Raw genomic sequence first — 19,330 nt, 5'->3', positions numbered from 1 at the left:
CGGCGGTGCGGAGAGGAGCGACCCGACGCCTACTTCGCCGTCATGCCGGCTACCATCGGGCAGCCGCCCTCGCTCATCGGGCGGAAGGCCTGCTCGGCCGGGATCGTCTCCAGAACTTTGTAGAGGTCCCACTCGCCCTTCGACTCGGCGGGCGCCTTGGCCTCGAACAGGTACATCGGGTGGATCTTGCGGCCGTCCGGCCGGATCGTGCCCTTGCCGAACAGCGGGTCGTCGGTGGGCAGCTCCTTCATCTTGGCGACGACGGCGGCGCCGTCCTTGGCCGAGTGCAGGGCCGCCACCGCCTTCAGGTAGTGCAGCGTGCTGGCGTAGACGCCGGCCTGGTAGGAGGTCGGCTTCTTGCCGGGCATGCGCTTCTCGAAGCGCTCCGAGAAGGCGCGGGTGCCGTCGTTGAGGTCCCAGTAGAACGAGGCGGTGAAGTCGAGCCCCTGCGCCACCTCCAGGCCCAGCGAGTGGATGTCGGTGATGGCGATCAGCAGGGCGGCGAGGGTCTGGCCGCCCTGGCGGATGCCGAACTCGTGCGCCTGCTTGATGGCGTTGGCGGCGTCGAGGCCGGCATCGGCGAGCCCGATCACCTGGGCGCCCGATCCTTGAGCCTGGAGCAGGAACGAGGAGAAGTCCGGGTTCGGGAAGGGGGTGCGCACGCCGCCGACGACCTTGCCGCCGTTCTTCTCCACGACGGCCTTGGTGTCGCGCTCCAACGCGAGGCCGAAGGCGTAGTCGGCGGTGATGAAGTACCAGCTCTTGCCGCCGCGCTTGAGGATGGCCTTGCCGGTGCCGTTGGCGAGCGCCGCGGTGTCGTAGGTCCAGTGGACAGTGTTCGGGGTGCAGGCCGACCCGGTGAGGTCGGCGGTGCCGCCGCCCGAGTTGATGAAGGCCTTGTTCTTCTCCTTGGTGATCTGCGCGATGGCGAGCGCCACCGAGGAGGTCGGTACGTCGAAGACGGCGTCGACACCGTCGCGGTCGTACCATTGCCGGGTGATGGAGGCGCCGACATCGGGCTTGTTCTGGTGGTCGGCGGCGACGACCTCGACCTTCAGCCCGTGTTCCTCCGGCTTGAAATCCTCGACCGCCATGCGGGCCGCCACCACCGAGCCCTCGCCGGTGGAATCGAAGTAGACGCCGGAGCGGTCGTTCAGCACGCCGATCTTCACCGGCACGAGCTCGGCCGCGAGCGCCGCGCCGGCGCCGAGCGCGCACAGGCTCCCGAGCAGCGCCGCGGTAATATGGCGGAGCGTCATGTCTCTCTCCCTGTTTTCTGGAACGCGGCGGCGTTGATCGGCGCTCGCGTTTTCGAAGACAGAGTATCCGTGGGCGTCAGAGGCTGATACCGCCGCGGGTGAGGATGCCGCTGTTCCGTAAGCGCTGCGGCTTCCCCCTCCCCGTAGAGGCGGGAGGCGATGCGCGTCTTGTGCGCGCGATCTATCCCCGCGGCGCCAACCCGAAGATCGCCCGCGCCTGATCGGGCGTGGCCGGCTCGCGGTCGATATGGGCGAGCAGGCTCACCGCCTTCTCCACCAGCGCGGCGTTGCTCGGCGCGAGCCGGCCCCGGGACAGGTACAGGTTGTCCTCCAGCCCGACCCGGACGTTGCCGCCCATGCCGGCCGCCACTGCGAGGATCGGGAACTCCTCCCGGCCGATGCCGAAGGCCGACCAGACCGCGTCCTCCGGCAGCCGCGCCCGCATCGCCACCAGCGCCTCCGGCGTCGCCGGGGCGCCCCAGGGGATGCCGAGGCAGATCTGGAACAGCGGCGGGCGCGCCAAGTGCCCCTCGGCGATCAGGTGCCGGGCCAGCTCGATCTGGCCGAGGTCGAACACCTCGATCTCGGGCTTCACGCCCGCGTCGCGGATGTGACCCGCCATCGCCCGCAGGTGGCCCGGCGTGTTGAGGAACAGGTGCTCGCCGAAATTCATCGTGGCGACGTCGAGGGTGCAGATCTCCGGCCGCAGCGCGCCGACGTGCCGGGTGCGGGCCTCGGGCGCCACGAAGGTCGTGCCCGGGCCGGCGACCGCCGGGTCGGGGTCGCCCGGCACGAACCGGCCCCCCGCCCCCGTGGTCAGGTTGAGGATCACCGCGTCGTTCTTCGCGCGGATCCGCTCGACCACCTCGCGGTAATGGGCGAGCTCCATGCTGGGCGCGGCCGTCTCGGGATCGCGGACGTGGATATGGACCACGGCGGCCCCGGCGGCGGCGGCCTCGAGCGCCGACCGTGCGATCGCCTCCGGGCTCACCGGCACGGCCGGGTTCTTCCGCGGCGTGTCGAACGAGCCCGTGAGGGCGCAGGTGATGACGGTGGTGCTCGACATCTGTGTCCTCCCCGCGCGTCAGATCGCGCCGCCGTCGACCGTGATCGTCTCGCCGGTGATGTAGGCCGCGCCGGCACTCAGGAAGAAGATCGTCTCGGCGATGTCCTCCGGGCGGGCCATGCGGCCGAGCATGGTGCGCCCCACGGTCGAGGCCTTGCGCTCCTCCGACCAGGGCTCGGTCCAGGGCGTGGCGACGAGGCCCGGCGCCACGGCGTTGACCCGCACGTCCGGCGCCAGCGCCCGGGCGAGGCTGCGGGTCAGGTTGATCAGCCCGGCCTTGCTCGCCGAGTAGGCGACCGACGAGCCGCGCCGCCCGAGCCCGGCCACCGAGGCGGTGTTGACGATGGCGCCGCGGCTCGCCTTGAGGGTCGCGGCCGCCGCCCGGGCGCAGCGGAACGGCCCGAGCAGGTTGGTGGCGAGGATCGTCGCCCAGAAATCCTCGCTCATCGCGTCGAGGTCCTCGAACGCGATGGGCGTGGTCGTGCCCGACGTCCCGGCATTGTTGACGAGCACATCGAGGCCGCCGAGCCGGTCGATGCCGGCCGCCACCATCGCCTCGGCCTCGCCCGCCCGCGACACGTCGCCGGGCAGCGCGATCACCGGCAGGCCCTCCCCGGCGAGCCGGGCGGCCTCGGCCGGGCCGCGGGCATCGTCGGGCAGGTGGTTCAGCGCCACCGCGGCGCCGTTGCGGGCGAAGATCTCCACCGTCGCGAGCCCGATCCCCGACGAGGCTCCGGTGACGAGGACGCGCCGCCCGGACAGGTCCGCTCCGATCATGATCCCTCCATCCGGCCGATCCCGGCCATCGCCGCCTTCAGCGCCAGGAGCTTGCGGTCGCGCTCGCGGAACAGCTCCTCGGGCGCCCGCCCGCCCCAGTCGAAGTAGCCCTTGCCGGCCATCACCCCGGTCCGGCCGGCGGCGCAGAGGGCGTCGAGGGTCTCGGAGCGGGTGCGGGGCGGCGGCGGCGCGTAGCTGGCGTTGGCCAGCGCCCGCTGCGTCAGCTCCAGGCCGGTGAAGTCCGCCTTGGCGAGGTGGCCGAGGATCGGGATGCGCAGGGCGAGCCCGTGGACGATCGCGTCGTCGATGTCCTTCGGCGCGGCGACGTCGGCGTCGAGGAGCCGGAACACCTCGGCGCTGATCGCCTGCTGGATGCGGTTGGCGATGTAGCCGGGGATGAAGCGCTTCAGCACGATCGGCACCTGCCCGAGGCCGCGCACGAGGTCGGCCATGGCGGCGACGATGGCCGGGTCGGTGCCGGGCCCCGGCACCACGTCGACGAGGTCGACGATGTAGGGCGGCGTGTACCAGTGCAGGATCAGCGCCCGCGCCTGCCGGGCGTCCGGGATCAGCGGGAAGACGTCGAGGTAGCTGGTGTTGCTGGCGAGGATCGCGTCGGCCGGGCAGAGCCGGTCGAGCTCGGAGAAGAGCGCGCGCTTGGCCTCCGGGTTCTCGGTGATCGCCTCGATCACGAGGCCGGCGCCCGACACCGCCGCGTCGAGCTCGGCCTCGACCCGGACGGCCCGGGCCAGACGCCCGGCATCCCAGCCCTCCGGGGCGGCGCCCGCCTCCCGCAGGGTCGCGAGGGCCGAGTCCATGAGGGCCGGGATCCGCGCCCGGGTCTCGGGCCGCGTGTCGGTGATCCGCACGCCGTGGCCGGCGAGCGCCAGCACCAGGGCGATGCCGTGCCCCATCAACCCGCCGCCGACGACCGCGATCTCGCCCATGCCGCACGCTCCTGTCCCTGCCCCGGGCTCCTCTCGCGGGAATCCTCGGGTCGTCCGTCCGGGCCTCAGCCGCCGCGCTGGTCCCGGCGCATCATGAAGGCCAGCTTCTCGAACAGGCTGACATCCTGCTCGTTCTTCAGGAGCGCCCCGTGCAGCGGCGGGATCAGCTTGCGGCCGTCCTGCTCGCGCAGGGTCTCGGGGGCGATGTCCTCGGAGACGAGGAGCTTCAGCCAGTCGAGCAGCTCCGAGGTCGAGGGCTTCTTCTTGAGGCCCGGGACCTCGCGCATCGCCAGGAAGGTCCGGAGCGCCTCCTCGACGAGGCGGTGCTTGATGCCCGGATAGTGGACGTCGACGATGCGCTGCAGCGTCTCGGCGTCGGGGAACTTGATGTAGTGGAAGAAGCAGCGGCGCAGGAACGCGTCCGGCAGCTCCTTCTCGTTGTTCGACGTGATGATCACGATCGGCCGGCGCACGGCCTTCACGGTCTCGCCGGTCTCGTAGACGTGGAACTCCATCCGGTCGAGTTCGGTCAGGAGGTCGTTGGGGAACTCGATGTCGGCCTTGTCGATCTCGTCGATCAGCAGGACCGGGCGCTCGGGCGCGGTGAACGCCTCCCAGAGCTTGCCGCGCCGGATGTAGTTGCCGATCTCCGAGACCCGCGGGTCGCCGAGCTGGGAGTCGCGCAGGCGCGAGACCGCGTCGTACTCGTAGAGACCCTGCTGCGCCTTGGTGGTCGACTTGATGTTCCAGACGATCAGCGGCGCGCTCAAGCCCTTGGCGATCTCCTCGGCCAGCACGGTCTTGCCGGTGCCGGGCTCACCCTTCACGAGGAGCGGCCGCTCCAGGACCACGGCGGCGTTGACCGCCGCGGTGAGGTCGGGGGTCGCGACGTAGGTCTCGGTTCCGGAAAAGCGCATCGCGGTCTCGGAGAGGTGGGTCGAGGGAAACGGGTAGCGCGGGGCGCGGCCGGGCCGCAAGCGCCGAACCCATCTGGCCCAATCTGTCCGAGCCCCGTCATCACTGCGCCTCGCTCGCCAGGACGGTATCGCCGCGAGGGATCTCAGCCCTTCTCGTGCCAGACGCAGTTCCGGGCCAGGATCTCGAGGTTCACGTCCGACTTCTGCGGCTGCGGCAGGGTCTTGCCGTCCATGGCGAGGTCGATCTTGATCTCGACCTGACCCTTCGCCTCATTCGATCGGCGGGAGAAGTAGCAGTACTGCTGGTAGGGCTGGTCGGCGCTGTCCTTGAAGTTCCAGCCGGTCACGATCTGCCCGTCGAGGTAGGGCACCTGCTTGAACACCGTGAAGGTCGTGTTCACCGCCGCCTTGGAGGCCGGGGCGGCGTCGCTGCCGAGCTGCGCCTTGGTGGGCGTCGGGGAGGCGGCGACCTTGGGCAGGCCCTCGAGCTTGAGGGTGTTGTCGGTCAGCGTGACCTCGCCCTTGGTCTTCAGGGTCACGTCCGAGAGCGCCGCCTGCATGGCGGCGGCGATCTTCTCGGCGGCGGTGTCGAACTGGTTCAGGGTCGCCCAGCCGTAGGCGGCCGCGCCGACGCCGATGCCGGCGAGGCACGCGAAGGCGCCGAAGCCCAGCGCCCGGAACAGGAAGGCCCGGGCGGCGACGTAGCTCGAATCCGCCCGCAGGCGCGAATTCACCTGCTGAGCGAGGGCGATGTTCTCGGGGGTCCCGCTCGCGACGTAGTTCATGCGCCGGCTCCAGCGGCAGGGAGGGTCGGGCCCGGATGGGCCTGGTTCGGCAGGGCCTGCTGGCCCTGGGCCGGCCGGTTCATCGGGATCACCGCGCCCGACGCGTTGGCGGCGCGCGGCAGGATCGGCTCGGGATGCGAGCGCAGGGCGTCGGCGATCGCGTCGAGCATGTAGGGGGCCGCCTCCGGGTTCACGGCGGCGCCGAGATCGTCCTCGTCCATGAAGGTCCGGCGGGTCGAGACCGCGCAGAGCGCCAGGATCGTCGACGCGAAGGCCGCGCAGACCGCGGGCAGGAACACGAAGATCCGCAGGAAGGCGTGGACCTGGCTCTCGGTCACGTCGATCGGGTCGACGCCGTAGACCATGGCGGTGAAGGAGTGGAGCTGCGAGCGGTTGACCGCGTTCCGGTAGCCCTGCTCGGCATCGGCCACGCGGCGGTCGGCGGCGCCCGGATCGAGGGCGGCGCGCGCCTTGCGGGCCTCCTCCAGGTCCTTGATCATCCCGGCGCGGTCGGCGGACGCCTTGGCGACGCCCTGCGACAGGGCGGCGACGCGGGGATCGGCCACGCATTTCAGGTTCTGGTACTTGCGGCCCTTGCTGTTGGTGCCGAAGACCCGCTCGCAGCGCTGGGCCGGAAGGCCGGCGAGCTGCTGGGCGTTGTCGGCGGAGCGCTTCTCGATCTGGTCGAGCTCGGCCGTGTACTGGGCCACGCGCTCGTCCGCCGCCTTGATCCGGTCGCCGATCGTGGCGCGGTCGGCCTGGGCGTCCTTCAGGGCGGTCTTGGTCCGGGCCGCCTCCATCAGGCGGGGATGGAACATCATCTCGCCGAGCTGCGACACCGACTTGGTGGTCACGCCCGCCGCGAAGATGATGCCGAGCACCGCGAGCGCGCGCACGAAGTAGGAGCGCTGCGTGCGGGCCAGGATGCCGAGCGGCACGCGGCACAGCTCCACCGCGGCGTAGACCATCGGCGCCAGCAGCATGAAGTAGAAGGCGTGCCAGTCGCCGTCGCTGTAGACGCCCGCGAACAGCCACGCGCCCCAGAGCGAGGCGCCGATCACCATGAACTCGACGAGGTACGCGATCGCCACGTAGCCCCACTTGATGCGGTAGCCCTTCTCGACGTGGCGCTGGTGGCGCCAGCGGTCCGACTCGAGCTTCCACTCGCGCTTCTCGCGCTCGAGGTCGCGGCTGGGGGGCGCTGTCGGACCGGCAAATATCGATTTGATGGAGATCATCGGCCTCGTCGCATCCATCCGGTCCAGTTCCGGGCCGAGCCCGGCCGAGCTTAACCCCCGGTTAACTCAGGCGTGTATGCGCGCATTGTGCCGATTTTGAGCCGCGTTGCACGCCCTCACCGCATGCCTCCTTTGGATGCTGTCCGCATCCGGCCTCCCGGTGACCGAAATGTCTCACCCACGCCTGTATCCGGCTTGTGTCGGAACGCACATCCGCGGGGTCGATCGCGGCCCGAATCCGGTTGCCCCGCGGGCGGTGCCGACCCATGATCGCGCAGCCGTGATCGGCATCCCCCCGCCCCCGAGAGACGAGGTTCGATCCGCCGCCGATGCCAGAGGTCCACGCCGGCTCCTACAAGGAAGCGATCCTGTTTCTCGTCACAGCGGGCATCGTGGTGCCGCTGTTCCACCGCCTGCGGATCTCGCCGGTGCTCGGCTTCATCGGCGCCGGGGCCCTGCTCGGGCCCTTCGGCCTCGGCCGGCTCGCCGACACCTATCCATCGGTGCACCTGTTCACCATCGGCAACCGGGCCGAGATCTCGCACCTCGCCGAGTTCGGCGTGATCTTCCTGATGTTCATGATCGGGATCGAGCTGTCCTGGGAGCGCCTGCGGGTGCTGCGCCGGCTGGTCTTCGGCCTCGGCTCCCTGCAGGTCGGCTGCTCCGCGCTGATCCTCGGGGCGATCCTCTACGGGCTCAACGTGCCGCTCACCGGCGCGGCGATCGTCGGCATCGGCCTCGCGCTGTCGTCGACCGCGGTGGTCCTGCCGGTCCTGGCCGAGCAGAAGCGGCTCAACGCGCCCACGGGCCGCACCAGCTTCGCGGTGCTGCTGTTCCAGGACCTGGCGGTGGCGCCGGTCCTGTTCGCGATCGCGGTGCTCGGCCGCGACGACGGCGGCGACAAGGGCTGGGCGCTCGCCATGGCGCTCGGCCAGGCGGCGGTCGCGCTGGTGCTGATCGTGGTGGCGGGCCGCCTCGCCCTGCGCCCGCTGTTCCAGCTCGTGGCGCGCACGCGCTCCACCGAGCTGTTCATGGCCGCCTGCCTGCTGGTCATCGTCGGCACGGCGCTGACCGCGGCGGCGAGCGGCCTGTCGATGACGCTGGGCGCCTTCGTGGCCGGCCTGCTGCTGGCCGAGACCGAGTACCGCCGGGCCATCGAGGCGACGATCGACCCGTTCAAGGGCCTGCTGCTCGGCGTGTTCTTCGTCTCGGTGGGCATGAACCTCGACCCGGCGCAGCTGATGGCGACGCCGGGGGCGATCATCGGCCTGTCGCTGGCGCTGGTCCTGATCAAGGCCGCCGTGGTGATGATGGCGGCCCCCGTCCTGAAGATCCCCCGGCCGGTGGCGCTGGAGACGGCGCTGCTGCTCGGTCCGGGCGGCGAGTTCGCCTACGTGCTGATCGGCGGCGCCATGGCCACCGGCCTCGTGCCGGAGGAGGTCGGGGCGGCGGCCCTCGTGGTCACCACCGTCACGATGATCATGATCCCGGCGCTGGCGGCGATCGGCCGGCGGCTCAAGATGCGGGCGACGGCCGGCGCCCAGGCCGCCGCCAAGGCCGAGCCGTGGCCGCAGCGCGTGGAGAACCGGGTGATCGTGGCCGGCTTCGGCCGCGTCGGCCGGCAGGTCGGCGAGATGCTGGAGCGGCACAAGATCCCGTACCTCGCCCTCGATTCCGACGCCGCCCGGGTCGCCGAGCAGCGCCGCGCCGGCGCGCCGGTCTATTTCGGCGACAGCGGCAACACCGAGATGCTGCGCCGCTGCGACATCGCCACGGCCCGGGCGCTGGTCGTCACCCTCGACAATCCCCGCGCCGTCGAGGCGGCGGTGGCGGCGGCCCGCGCCGAGCGGCCGGACCTGACCATCGTGGCCCGGGCCCGCGACGCCCGCCACGCCTCCTCGCTCTACGAGCTCGGCGTCGACGACGCGGTGCCGGAGACGATCGAGGCGTCGCTGCAGCTGTCGGAGGCCGTGCTGGTCGATGTCGGCGTGCCGATGGGGCTGGTGATCGCGTCGATCCACGAGCGGCGGGACGAGTATCGCGCCCTGCTGAAGAAGCGCGAGAACGAGTCGAAGCCGATCTTCCGGGCGCGGCGGACCGTCGGGAAGGCGCTGGGCAAGCCCGCTCCCGTCAAGCGGGAGCCCGAGCGCCAGGACGTCGAACGCCAGGAGGCGGCCGGCCAGGAGGCCTGACCCGGATGCCCGCCCAGGATGCCCGACCAGGAGCCCTGAGGCGGGCGGTCTGAGCGGAGGTCCCGGCCGCGGGCCCCGCTCAGATCAGGACCGGGTGCGCGTCCTCGTGCTTGGCCCGCCGCGCGACGCGGCTGCGGGGCGCCGGCTCGAACCCGTCGGCGAAGCTGCACCGGTAGACCAGTTCGTCTGCCGGCCCGAGGCCGGTGACCAGGGGCACCGTCACGGTGTCGCCGGAGAAGCGCCAGCCGCGGGCGCCCTTGTCCCAGTAGAGCCAGACCGTCCCGGGATAGCCCCGCAGGGTGAAGACCGCGGCCTTGCGCGACAGGGCCTGCACCGCCCGCGGGGCGTACATGCCCTTGTCGCGGTAGGCGTCCCGGGTCGCCTCCGGCTGGCGGTCCATGAAGGTGTTGCGCACCAGCTGAATCGTCGCCCCCGGCTTCCCGAGAAACCGCTTGAATTCCGTCAGATTCCGCAGGATGACCGCCATCGCAGGTCTCCTCGCTAGCTCCGTGTGGGCCGCGCTGCCGCGTCCGCACACACTCGATCTCCCGAGTTGAGCGATTCCCATGACCGATTGAGTGACTGGGCGAGGCTTGTCCGGCCACATATCAACAGATTCGACGACTTATGCCCAGGTTATGAGTCCCATCGGGTCGGAGAGACTCGTTTGGGCCCGGGAATCAGCGGTGTCGACCGGGCTGAATCTTGTCGACCATCGCCGAAGACTCGAAACGCGCGCGGGAAAGTCCTGCCCCGCTCGGCGCGGCGCCGACCGATTCGCGCGGGGGTGACGCGGACTTGGCGCGGGGGTGACGCGGACTTGGCGCGGGCTTGACCCGGACGCGCGGCTGGCGCGTTCTCCCGGGATGCTGCTGCAGTTCTTCACGGCCCTCCGGGACGCCAAGGTCCCCGTCTCCCTGAAGGAATACCTGACCCTGCTCGGCGCCCTGGACCGGGGCCTCGCGGAGCACGACGTCGAGGCGTTCTACTTCCTGTCGCGCACCGCGCTGGTGAAGGACGAGGCGCATCTCGACCGGTTCGACCGGGTGTTCGGCACGGTGTTCAAGGGGCTCGAGACCCTCGGGGAGGCGGTGGAGCCTACGGCCATCCCGGAGGAGTGGCTGCGCAAGCTCGCGGAAAAATACCTGACCGAGGCCGAGAAGGCGGAGCTGAAGGCGCTCGGCTGGGACAAGCTGTTCGAGACCCTGAAGCAGCGCCTCGCCGAGCAGAAGGGGCGCCACCAGGGCGGCTCGAAATGGATCGGCACCGGCGGCACCTCGCCCTTCGGCGCCTACGGCTACAATCCCGAGGGCATCCGCATCGGCCAGGACGGGAACCGCAACTTCCGGGCGGTGAAGGTCTGGGACAAGCGCGAGTTCAAGGACCTCGACGACGACCGGGAGATCGGCGCGCGCAACATGCGCCTCGCCCTGCGGCGCCTGCGCCGCTTCGCCCGGACGGGGGCGGCCGAGGAGCTCGACCTCGACGGCACGATCCGCGCGAGCGCCCGCCAGGGCTACATCGACGTGAAGCTGCGCCCGGAGCGGCGCAACGCCGTGAAGGTGCTGCTGTTCCTGGACATCGGCGGCTCGATGGACTGGCACATCGAGCAGGCCGAGGCGCTGTTCTCGGCGGCGCGCTCGGAGTTCAAGCACCTCGCGCACTACTACTTCCACAACTGCCCCTACGAGGCGGTCTGGACCGAGAACCGGCGCCGCCACGAGGCGAAGACGCCGCTCCTCGACGTGATCCGCACCTACGGCAGCGACTACCGGCTCGTCTTCGTGGGCGACGCCTCGATGAGCCCCTACGAGATCGCCACGCCCGGCGGCTCCGTGGAGCACTGGAACGAGGAGGCCGGCGCCGTCTGGATGCAGCGGCTCCTCGACCATTTCCCGAAGGCGGCGTGGCTGAACCCGGTGCCCGAGACGCACTGGGGCTACACCCAGTCGATCGGCATGATGCAGCGGCTGGTCGCCGGCCGGATGTTCCCGCTCACGCTGGAGGGGCTCGACGCGGCGGCGCGGACGCTGGTGCGGTAACGGGCGTGGTGACGGCCCCACGGCGCGATGCGACCGGAGGCGATGCCGTCCTCGCGGGCGCGGCGAAGCGATCCAGCAGCGCCGCATACACGGATGTCGCGCCACCCTGGGTCGCTTCGCTGCGCTCGCGAGGACGGGAGGGGATCGCGCGTCCTGGACGGTTTCCGTCTCAGCCCTGCTGGGGCGGGGTCGTCACCACGAGGCCGTCCAGCGCCGGCGTGATCTTGATCTGGCAGGACAGGCGGGAATTCTCGCGGACGTCGCTGGCGAAATCCAGCATGTCCTGCTCCATGTCCTGCGCCTTGCCGACCGTGTCGATCCAGGCGTCGGCCACGTAGACGTGGCAGGTGGCGCAGGCGCAGGCGCCGCCGCACTCCGCGTCGATGCCCGGGACGTTGTTGCGCAGCGCCGTCTCCATCACGGTCGCGCCGACGCTGCCTTCGACGGTCCGCTCCGTCCCGGCGTGGTCGACGTAGGTGATCTTGGGCATGCTGGGGGCTCCGGGCTCGCGTCGAGCGCAGTCTGTCCGACGGGCGGCGTGCCTGCTTGGCGGCTGGAAACGCGGAATGCAAGCGCGGCATTAGACACCGGTCCCGGATCGATCGCCGCATTGCGGCGAGCCTGTCAGGCCCGGGCCTCGGCGATCTCCGCCAGCGCCCGCGCGACCGCGGCCGCGAGGTCGTCGACCGGCACCGCCCCGGCGCCGGCGCGCAGGCGCGTCTCCGCGGCGTCCGCCAGGGCGCGCACGTGAATTGCCCCGACGCCCGCGGCCGAGCCCTTCAGGGTGTGGGCGAGGTCGGCGCGCTGCTCCCGCGGCAGGGACGGGTCGGCGAGGCGCGGCAGGATCGACCGGCACTGGCCGGCGAACAGGTCCAGAACCTCACGGGCCAGGTCGGCGTCGCCGCCGGTCTGGGCCTCCAGTTCCGCGGGGTCGATGGCCTGCATGTTCGGGCTCCCGGCATCCGGATTCGTCGGGGATTGCGGATCTGATCCACACAATTCACCCCCTGATTCGCCGGGTGGGGATCGCGCCGGACCCCTCCCCTGCGGCAGGATGGTGGAGGCGGTGAGCGACGGGCCCGGTAACCATTCGGTTAACCTTTTCTGGGGCCGGTCGAGGGCTCGGGTATCGGCAGTCGCTGCCCGAGTTTAGTCTTGTAATGGTAAACGGGGCGTTGCGTCTCCGGCTCAAGCCTCTCCCGGCGCCGGTGAACCCGTGTAACGAGGCGTTGTATGGCGACCGAGAAGAAGCTGAAGGACCCGGCCGAGGCCGCGCTCTCTGCGATCGAGCAGGCGCTGAACCTCGACGCCCTGACGCCGAACGGCCCCGACGGCCGCGCCGAGCCGCGCCTGCCCGACGTCGGTGACGCCGACCCGCTGCGCGACGGCGGCCTCGACGCCGGCCGGACCATGCCGCCGCGCCTCGACCTCGACCCCCCGCTCGTCTCGGACCTGCCGCCGCCGGGCCTGGACCGCCCCCGCCGCGAGGGCGGGCTCCTGCCCCCCGACCGGTCGCTCGTGGCCAACGACGACCGGCGCAACATCGGCATCCTGCAGCAGACCCTGCGGGTGCGCTCCTCGCCCAAGCCCTACCTGCTCGCGCTCGCCGCCGGCGCGGTCTGGATCGGCGCCCTGGTGCTGATCGCCTGGGCCAAGTCCGACGGCGACCTGCGCGCCGTCGTGTCGGGCCTCTCCGCCCTCCAGGCGAGCGTCGGCGCCGCGGCCCTGTTCGGCCCGGTGGTGCTGTTCGTGATCGCCGCCATGCTGGCGGTGCGCGCCCAGGAGATGCGCCTCGTCGCCCGCGCGGTCGGCGAGGTCGCGGTGCGCCTCGCCGAGCCCGAGAGCTTCTCCACCGACGCGGTGCTGACCATGTCGCAGACCGTGCGCCGCGAGGTGGCGGCGGTGGGCGACGGCGTCGAGCGGGCGCTCGCCCGGGCCGGCGAGCTGGAGACCCTGGTCCGTGGCGAGATCGCCACCCTGGAGCGGGCCTATTCCGACAACGAGATCCGCATCCGCTCCCTCGTGGACGAACTGGTCGCCCAGCGCGAGGCGATCGTCACCAACGCCGAGCGGGTGCGCAGTGCCATCACCGGGTCGCACCAGAGCCTGAGCCAGGACCTGGAGGGCGCCTCCGACCGGATCGTCTCCGCGGTGACCGGCGCGGGCGAGCGCGTGACCGGCGCGCTGGAGACCCGCGGCGCCGCGATCACGGCTTCCCTGGGCGAGGCCGGCGACCGGGTCGTCAACCTGATGACCGCCCGCGGCAGCGACCTGATCGACACCCTCGCGGCCACCAGCCAGGAGGTGCGCGGCAGCTTCCAGGAGGTCGGCGAGACCCTGACCCGCACCTTCGAGGACCGCGCCGGCACGGCGACCGGCGCCTTCCAGGCCGCCGGCACCGCCCTGGCCGAGCGCCTGTCGGAGAATGCCGGCGCCCTCACCCGGACCCTGGAGGAGACCGGCAGCCGCGTGAGCGACGCGCTGGAGCGTCAGGCCGGCACGGTGCGCGAGACCTTCGAGCGCTCCGTGACGGGGCTCGAAACCGCCTTCCTGTCGCGCGGCTCGGAGCTGACCGAGCGCTTCGGCGCGATGGGCGCCGAGATCACCGCCCGCTTCGCCGAGACCGGGTCGGCCCTGACCCAGGACATCGCCGGCCGCGGCCTCGCGCTGCGCGCCGAACTGGAGAGCGCCGGCCTGTCGGTCGCCGAGACGATCGAGGGCCGCGGGCGCGACGCCCAGGCCGCCCTGGCGCTCGCCGCGAGCGGCGCCGGCGAGACCCTGGCGGCCCGCGCGGGCGCCGTGCGCGACGACCTCGTCGGCACCGCCGAGCGGATCGCCGAGGCGCTGGCGGAGCGCGGCGGCGCCCTCGCCGAGCGGATGGACGGCATCGCGGCGCGCCTCGACGAGACCGTGACGGTCCGGGCCGCGGACCTGGAGCACCGGGTCGCGGCGGCGGCCGAGCAGGCCGGCGGCAGCATCGCGCACCGGACCGAGACGGTCGCGGCGAACCTGGAGGCCGCCTTCGCGGCCCTCGGCCAGGGCTTCGAGACGGGGGCTTCCTCGGCGGTCCAGTCGCTGCGGGGCACCGTCGAGGGCCTGTCGGGCGAGATCGACGGCCGCACCGCCGAGGCGGTCGCGGCGCTCCGGCGCGGGGCCGAGGCGGCGACCGACGCCCTGCGCGGCACGGCCGAGGACGCCACCGGCGCGGTCGAGGCCCGGACCCTCGAGGCCGTGCGGGTGTTCGAGCGCCGGGTCGCGGATTCCGCCGCCGCCCTGTCGGCGCGCACCGAGGAGGCGGCCGCCGCGCTGCGGGCCGCCGCCGATCAGGCGAGTCAGGCCGCCGAGACGCAGACGCGGGACGCCGCCGCCCGGCTCGCCGAGACCCTGGACACCCTGCGCACCGCCTCCGGCGAGGTCACCGGCGCCGTCGAGGCCGAGACCGCGATCCTCACCGCCCGGTTCCGCGACGCCGCCGACCGCACCGGCACCGAGCTCGGCGCCCGCGGGACGGAGGCCGTCGCGGCGGTCCGCGCCGCCCTCGACGAGCTCAACCGCGAGCTCGCCGCCCGGACCGGCGACGCCACCGGCAGCCTCGCCGAGGCCGCCCGCGCGATCTCGGCCGAGCTCGCCGCCCGGATCGGCGAGATGGAGGCGGCCTTCGGCGAGCACGGCCGGAGCGTCGCCGAGCTGCTCGCCGGCCACGCCGACGAGACCCAGGCCCGGATCAGCGGCACCGGCCGCGACATCGTCCTCGCCGTCGCCAGCCAGGGCGCGCGCATCGCCGACACCCTCAGCCAGACCGGCGCGAGCTTCGCCGAGACCGCCGACGGCCGCGTCCGGGCGATCGACGAGACGCTGGGCAGCCGCCTCGCCGCCCTGCAGGAGACCATCGCCCGCGGCGACATCCTGGCCGACCGGATCAACCGCGACACCGCCGCGCTCGGCGAGACCGTTGGCGCGCGGCTGGAGGAGATGGACCGGCTCCTCACCGGCAAGGGCGAGGCCGTCGCCGAGACGATCGCCGCCCGGGCCCGCGAGGCCGGCAGCCTGATCGAGACCCATCTCGGGGGCCTGGAGACCCGCTCCGCCGAGCGGGCCGCCGCCGTCGCGGCCGCCGTGGCGGCGCTGGTCGGCCAGATCGACGACCATCTCGGCAGCCGCGCGAACGCCGTGGACGAGGCGCTGCGCGCCCGGACCGACGAGATGGGCCGGGTCATGGCCGAGGGCCATCGCGGCCTGATGGAGATGCTGGAGGGCCGCACCTCCGGGCTCGGCCAGGACATCGCCCGCCACACGGGCGAGATCGCCCGGCGGATCGAGGAGAGCGCCGGCCACTTCGACACCGGCGTCATCGGCCGCCTGCAGGCGATCGCCGAGACCCTGGACCAGCGCGCCCGCCTCGTGGACGAGAGCTTCGGCGTGCAGGCCTTCGAGGCGATCCGCCTCATCGAGGCGCGCACCCGCGCGGTGGACGAGGAACTGGCCGGCCGGACCCGCGACCTCGTGGCGATGATCGCCGACCGGACCGGCGGCCTCGACGGCGCCATGGCCGAGCGCGTCCGCGCCCTCACCGGCACCATCGAGGAGGCCACCCGCGGCCTCGAGGCCGCGCTGGCCAACCGCGCGGACTCGATGATCCGGCTGGTGGACGCGCGGACCGAGAGCGCCGACGCGGCGCTGGCCGCCCGGACCGAGGCCGTGCACGCGGCCTTCGCGGAGCGCGCCGAACTCCTCGGCCGCCTGATCGACGAGCGCATCGCCGCCATGTCGGGCGAGCTCGACGAGAAGGGCCGCGCCGTGTTCGGGGCGATCGGCGGCCGGATCACCGAGCTCGCCCGCCTGCTCGACCGCGGCGGCACCTCGCTGGCCGAGCTCATCGACCAGCGCGGCGAGAGCGTGCTCGCCAAGCTCCAGCAGACCATCGCGGATGCCGAGCGGATGCTCGATGCCGGCGAGGGCCGCCTGGGCCACACCCTGTCGAGCCGCACGGCCGACATCAGCGGCCTCCTCGACGAGGGCGTGCGCTCAGTCCACACCCTGCTCGACGACCGGACCAACCAGATCCGCGTCCTGCTGGACGACCATGCCGGCACCCTGGCCGCCACCCTGGACGGCCGGATGGGCCCGATCCACGAGGCGCTGGACGGCCGCGGTCAGGCGATGGTCGCCGCCCTCGAGGGCGCGTTCGGCTCCGCCACCGGGGCCCTGGAGGACCGCACCCGCCAGCTCGGCAGCCTGTTCGACGAGCGGCTCGCCCACCTGGAGAGCCTGGTCGACGGCCGCGGCAACCGCCTCGCCGACACCCTCACCGCCCGGGCCCAGGCCCTGCGCACCCTGTTCGAGGAGGCCCAGTCGGCCCTCGACGGCGTGGTCGAGGGCGGCGGCGGCCGCTTCGCCGCCGCGGTCGACGCCCGCATCCAGTCCCTGCGCGCAGTGCTGGAGGAGGCGCCGGCCGCCGTCTCGGCGCTGGTGGAGACCCGCGAGCGCCAGCTCGCCGCCACCCTCGACGCCCGCACGCAGCGCCTGCAGACCCTGTTCGAGGAGGCCCAGGCCGGCCTGCGCGACCTCGTGGACGGTCGCGGCCAGGACCTCGCGGACGCCATCGCGGCCCGGACCGAGGGCCTGCGCACGACCCTCGACGCGGCGCCCGCCCAGATGGCGGACCTGCTGGACACCCGTCTGTCCGACCTCCAGGGCCTGTTCGAGCGGGCGCAGGGCGAGATCGACCGCCTCGTGGACGGCCGCGGCCGCCAGATCGCCGGGACCATCGAGCACCGCACCCAGGCGCTCCAGGCGACCATCGAGGGGGTGAACCCGGCCATCGCCGGCCTGCTCGAGGAGCGCGAGAACCGCCTCGCCGAGACCCTCAAGGAGCGGACCGGCGAGCTGCAGATCCTGTTCGACCGGGTGCAGAACCGCCTCGGCGCCCTGGTCGAGGGCACCGGCCGCGACGTGTCCGAGCGGGTCGACGCGCGCGTCGAGACCCTGCGGGCGACCTTCGAGCAGGCGCGCGCCGCGATCGAGGGCCTCCTGGAGGACCGCGGCCAGGCCCTGGTGGCGGCCGCCGAGGGCCGCACCGGCGCCCTGGTGGAGGTCTTCGACGCGCGGCTGCGCGCCCTGGACGGCGCCGTCCAGGGCCGGACCGGCGCTCTCGTGGAGACCTTCGACGCCCGGCTGCGGGAGCTGGACGGCGTGGTCGAGGGCCGCACCGCGGCCCTGGCGCAGGCCGTCGAGGCGCAGAGCGAGGCCCTGGCCCGCGGCGTCGACGCCCGCGCCGACGCCTTCACGCAGCGCATCGACAGCCGCATGCGGCTGTTCGCGACCCTGGTGGCGCAGCGCGCCGACACCCTGGCCACCGCCTTCGACGACCGCCACGAGGCCTTCGCGGGCCTCATGGACGAGCGCACCGCGTCCCTGGTCGCCGCCCTCGACGAGCGGGCGCGCGCCCACGCCGAGCAGGTCGAGGCCCACAACGCGGCCCTGGCCGAGACGCTCAGCCGCCGCGAGGCCGCGCTGGCCGGCCTGATCGACGCCCGCACCGAGGCCCTCGGGGCCGGGTTCGAGCGCCGCGCCACGGCGCTCGGCGCCCTGGTCGACGCCCGCGGCGAGGCCCTGTCCCGTCGCCTCGCCGAGAGCGCCGAGACCCTGGTGCGCGCCATCGAGGAGCGCGGCGGCGCGCTGCTCGCCAGCGTCGAGGGCAGCGGCCGCGCCGTCGGCGACAGCCTGGAGGGCCATGTCGAGCGCCTGCGCGGCGCCATCGACGGGCCGATGATGGACCTGTCGCGGGCCCTGTCGGACCGGGCGGAGGCGATCGAGCGGACGCTCGCCGAGACCGGCATCCCCCTGGCCGAGAGCCTGCGGGAGCGGACCGAGGAGCTGGCCGTGCAGTCGCGGGCCTCGGCCGAGCTGCTGCGCGCCGCCGTCGAGGACGGCGCGGGCCGCACGCTCTCCGAGCTGTTCGAGACCAACGACCGGATGGGCCGCGAGCTCGGCGCGCTGCTCCAGCGGATCGAGGCCGCCAACACGGCGCTGACCGACCTCGTGGCCGGCGCCGACACCAATCTCGGCGCGATCGAGCAGGGTCTCGCCGGCCGGATCGAGCAGGTCCAGGGGGCGCTGGAGCGCATCGCCGCCGAGACCGGCCGCGCCAGCGCCGGCGTCTCGGCCCAGGTCGAGGCCCTGCGCGGCGCCGCCGACGGGGCGCTCAGCGAGGCCGCGCGCCTCGCCGAGACCCTCGACGGCCGCGGCCGCTCCCTCGGCGAGCAGACCGCCGCGCACGTGGCGGCCCTCGACCGGGCCGCGGCCTCCCTGGCGGCCATCGAGGAGCGCCTCGACTCGGCCCTGTCGGGCCGCGAGACCAAGCTGACCGAGGCGCTGGCCGCGTTCGAGGCCCGGGCCGCGGCCCTGGAGCAGAACGGCACCGCCCTGGCGCAGACCATCGAGCAGACCCTGCGCGCTGCCGAGGAGCGCGCCCGCAGCGTCGGCGAGTCCCTGGCCCAGTCGGCCCAGGGCGCCGGCGCCTCGGTGACGAGCGCCTTCGCCGACCTGAAGGACAGCGCCAGCGCCGAGGGCGAGAAGGCCGCCCAGGGCGTCCGGCAGGTCATCGAGGAGGCGGCCCGCGAGATGCGCAGCGGCTTCCAGGAGGCCCAGGCCAGCTTCGGCGACTCCTTCTCGGCGCTGCGCGAGATGGCCGGCTCGATCCGCGGCGAGCTCGACGCGACCCGCGCCGAGCTCGCCAAGGGCGTCCTCGAGCTGCCGCGCGAGACGCAGGACGCCACCGGCGAGATGCGCCGGGTGGTGGCGGACCAGATCAAGGCCCTCAACGAGCTGTCGTCCCTGGTCTCCCGCTCCGGCCGCGCGGTCGACGTCGCCCAGCCGCAGGCCCAGCCCCAGCGCCGGGTCGCGGAGGGCGGCGGCCGCGCCGTCGCGGCGGCGCCGGCCGCGGCCGCCGCGTCGCCGCGTTCGGTCGGGATCCCGTCCGCCTCGGGGGGCTCCGGGCTGCGGCTCGTCGGGGCTGCGGTCTCTGGCGCGCGCGTCATGCGATCTCTCCCTGCCTTCAACCAACGCGACGGCGCGGGCGCGGGTCCCGGGACTCCGTCACGAGGTC

General features: G+C 73.2%; 13 protein-coding genes. 3 read left to right on the top strand and 10 right to left on the bottom strand.

Annotated elements, in window-relative coordinates; genetic code table 11:
• Positions 1 to 29 precede the first annotated feature (29 nt).
• The 7 genes from ACLBXO_RS16500 to ACLBXO_RS16470 all read right to left on the bottom strand — a co-directional run bounded on the left by ACLBXO_RS16500 (position 30) and on the right by ACLBXO_RS16470 (position 7,007).
• Positions 30 to 1,259, bottom strand: coding sequence for an ABC transporter substrate-binding protein (locus ACLBXO_RS16500; RefSeq protein ID WP_331314444.1), 1,230 nt, complete (start codon positions 1,257 to 1,259; stop codon positions 30 to 32).
• A gap of 181 nt (positions 1,260 to 1,440) precedes the next feature.
• Positions 1,441 to 2,325 carry a 3-keto-5-aminohexanoate cleavage protein gene (locus ACLBXO_RS16495; protein WP_447686020.1) on the bottom strand — a complete coding sequence of 295 codons (885 nt, stop codon included), beginning with the start codon at positions 2,323 to 2,325 and terminating at the stop codon, positions 1,441 to 1,443.
• Positions 2,326 to 2,343: 18 nt separating this feature from the next.
• A complete protein-coding gene (locus tag ACLBXO_RS16490; RefSeq protein ID WP_331314448.1) occupies positions 2,344 to 3,102 on the bottom strand; it encodes an SDR family NAD(P)-dependent oxidoreductase in 759 nt (252 codons plus the stop codon).
• The gene (locus ACLBXO_RS16485) at positions 3,099 to 4,049 is read right to left on the bottom strand and encodes a 3-hydroxyacyl-CoA dehydrogenase family protein (protein ID WP_447686019.1); all 951 of its coding nucleotides are present in this window, start codon (positions 4,047 to 4,049) and stop codon (positions 3,099 to 3,101) included. The genes ACLBXO_RS16490 and ACLBXO_RS16485 overlap by 4 nt, the downstream gene beginning before the upstream one ends.
• A 65-nt stretch (positions 4,050 to 4,114) precedes the next feature.
• Positions 4,115 to 4,966, bottom strand: a complete 852-nt coding sequence (locus ACLBXO_RS16480; protein ID WP_331314452.1) for an AAA family ATPase — start codon at positions 4,964 to 4,966, stop codon at positions 4,115 to 4,117.
• Between the two features lie 143 nt (positions 4,967 to 5,109).
• The gene (locus ACLBXO_RS16475; protein WP_331289705.1) at positions 5,110 to 5,751 is read right to left on the bottom strand and encodes a hypothetical protein; all 642 of its coding nucleotides are present in this window, start codon (positions 5,749 to 5,751) and stop codon (positions 5,110 to 5,112) included.
• A complete protein-coding gene (locus tag ACLBXO_RS16470; RefSeq protein ID WP_447686018.1) occupies positions 5,748 to 7,007 on the bottom strand; it encodes an ATPase in 1,260 nt (419 codons plus the stop codon). The genes ACLBXO_RS16475 and ACLBXO_RS16470 overlap by 4 nt, the downstream gene beginning before the upstream one ends.
• A gap of 311 nt (positions 7,008 to 7,318) precedes the next feature.
• Here ACLBXO_RS16470 and ACLBXO_RS16465 point away from each other — a divergent pair, with 311 nt between their 5' ends.
• Positions 7,319 to 9,181 carry a cation:proton antiporter domain-containing protein gene (locus ACLBXO_RS16465; protein ID WP_331314456.1) on the top strand — a complete coding sequence of 621 codons (1,863 nt, stop codon included), beginning with the start codon at positions 7,319 to 7,321 and terminating at the stop codon, positions 9,179 to 9,181.
• Between the two features lie 79 nt (positions 9,182 to 9,260).
• Here ACLBXO_RS16465 and ACLBXO_RS16460 read toward each other — a convergent pair whose 3' ends face one another.
• Complete coding sequence (locus tag ACLBXO_RS16460; RefSeq protein ID WP_273563651.1) at positions 9,261 to 9,668, bottom strand: hypothetical protein; 408 nt, start codon at positions 9,666 to 9,668, stop codon at positions 9,261 to 9,263.
• Between the two features lie 379 nt (positions 9,669 to 10,047).
• On the opposite strand from ACLBXO_RS16460, the gene ACLBXO_RS16455 reads away from it, so the two are divergent.
• Positions 10,048 to 11,223, top strand: a complete 1,176-nt coding sequence (locus ACLBXO_RS16455; RefSeq protein WP_447686017.1) for a vWA domain-containing protein — start codon at positions 10,048 to 10,050, stop codon at positions 11,221 to 11,223.
• 169 nt (positions 11,224 to 11,392) lie between these two features.
• Here the strand turns inward: ACLBXO_RS16455 and ACLBXO_RS16450 are convergent, their stop codons facing one another.
• On the bottom strand, positions 11,393 to 11,713 hold the full coding sequence (locus ACLBXO_RS16450) for a 2Fe-2S iron-sulfur cluster-binding protein (protein WP_331314461.1): 321 nt from the start codon (positions 11,711 to 11,713) through the stop codon (positions 11,393 to 11,395).
• Positions 11,714 to 11,847: 134 nt separating this feature from the next.
• Positions 11,848 to 12,168: an Hpt domain-containing protein gene (locus tag ACLBXO_RS16445; protein ID WP_331314462.1), complete on the bottom strand. Its 321-nt coding sequence runs from the start codon at positions 12,166 to 12,168 to the stop codon at positions 11,848 to 11,850.
• A gap of 288 nt (positions 12,169 to 12,456) precedes the next feature.
• On the opposite strand from ACLBXO_RS16445, the gene ACLBXO_RS16440 reads away from it, so the two are divergent.
• On the top strand, positions 12,457 to 19,330 hold a 6,874-nt coding region (locus tag ACLBXO_RS16440), incomplete at its 3' end, for an apolipoprotein A-IV repeat region-like domain-containing protein (RefSeq protein WP_447686016.1).

Source organism: Methylobacterium sp. C33D, assembly GCF_053345825.1.
Note: the sequence above shows the minus strand (reverse complement) of the source record. Positions and strands in the feature narration are given on the sequence as shown.

What these genes read in the sequence shown, in the direction of transcription:
- ACLBXO_RS16480 (WP_331314452.1), bottom strand. Translation starts at nt 4,966, where the DNA reads ATGCGCTTTTCCGGAACCGAGACCTACGTCGCGACCCCCGACCTCACC.
- ACLBXO_RS16495 (WP_447686020.1), bottom strand. Translation starts at nt 2,325, where the DNA reads ATGTCGAGCACCACCGTCATCACCTGCGCCCTCACGGGCTCGTTCGAC.
- ACLBXO_RS16485 (WP_447686019.1), bottom strand. Translation starts at nt 4,049, where the DNA reads ATGGGCGAGATCGCGGTCGTCGGCGGCGGGTTGATGGGGCACGGCATC.
- ACLBXO_RS16470 (WP_447686018.1), bottom strand. Translation starts at nt 7,007, where the DNA reads ATGGATGCGACGAGGCCGATGATCTCCATCAAATCGATATTTGCCGGT.
- ACLBXO_RS16460 (WP_273563651.1), bottom strand. Translation starts at nt 9,668, where the DNA reads ATGGCGGTCATCCTGCGGAATCTGACGGAATTCAAGCGGTTTCTCGGG.
- ACLBXO_RS16445 (WP_331314462.1), bottom strand. Translation starts at nt 12,168, where the DNA reads ATGCAGGCCATCGACCCCGCGGAACTGGAGGCCCAGACCGGCGGCGAC.
- ACLBXO_RS16455 (WP_447686017.1), top strand. Translation starts at nt 10,048, where the DNA reads ATGCTGCTGCAGTTCTTCACGGCCCTCCGGGACGCCAAGGTCCCCGTC.
- ACLBXO_RS16490 (WP_331314448.1), bottom strand. Translation starts at nt 3,102, where the DNA reads ATGATCGGAGCGGACCTGTCCGGGCGGCGCGTCCTCGTCACCGGAGCC.
- ACLBXO_RS16475 (WP_331289705.1), bottom strand. Translation starts at nt 5,751, where the DNA reads ATGAACTACGTCGCGAGCGGGACCCCCGAGAACATCGCCCTCGCTCAG.
- ACLBXO_RS16450 (WP_331314461.1), bottom strand. Translation starts at nt 11,713, where the DNA reads ATGCCCAAGATCACCTACGTCGACCACGCCGGGACGGAGCGGACCGTC.
- ACLBXO_RS16465 (WP_331314456.1), top strand. Translation starts at nt 7,319, where the DNA reads ATGCCAGAGGTCCACGCCGGCTCCTACAAGGAAGCGATCCTGTTTCTC.
- ACLBXO_RS16500 (WP_331314444.1), bottom strand. Translation starts at nt 1,259, where the DNA reads ATGACGCTCCGCCATATTACCGCGGCGCTGCTCGGGAGCCTGTGCGCG.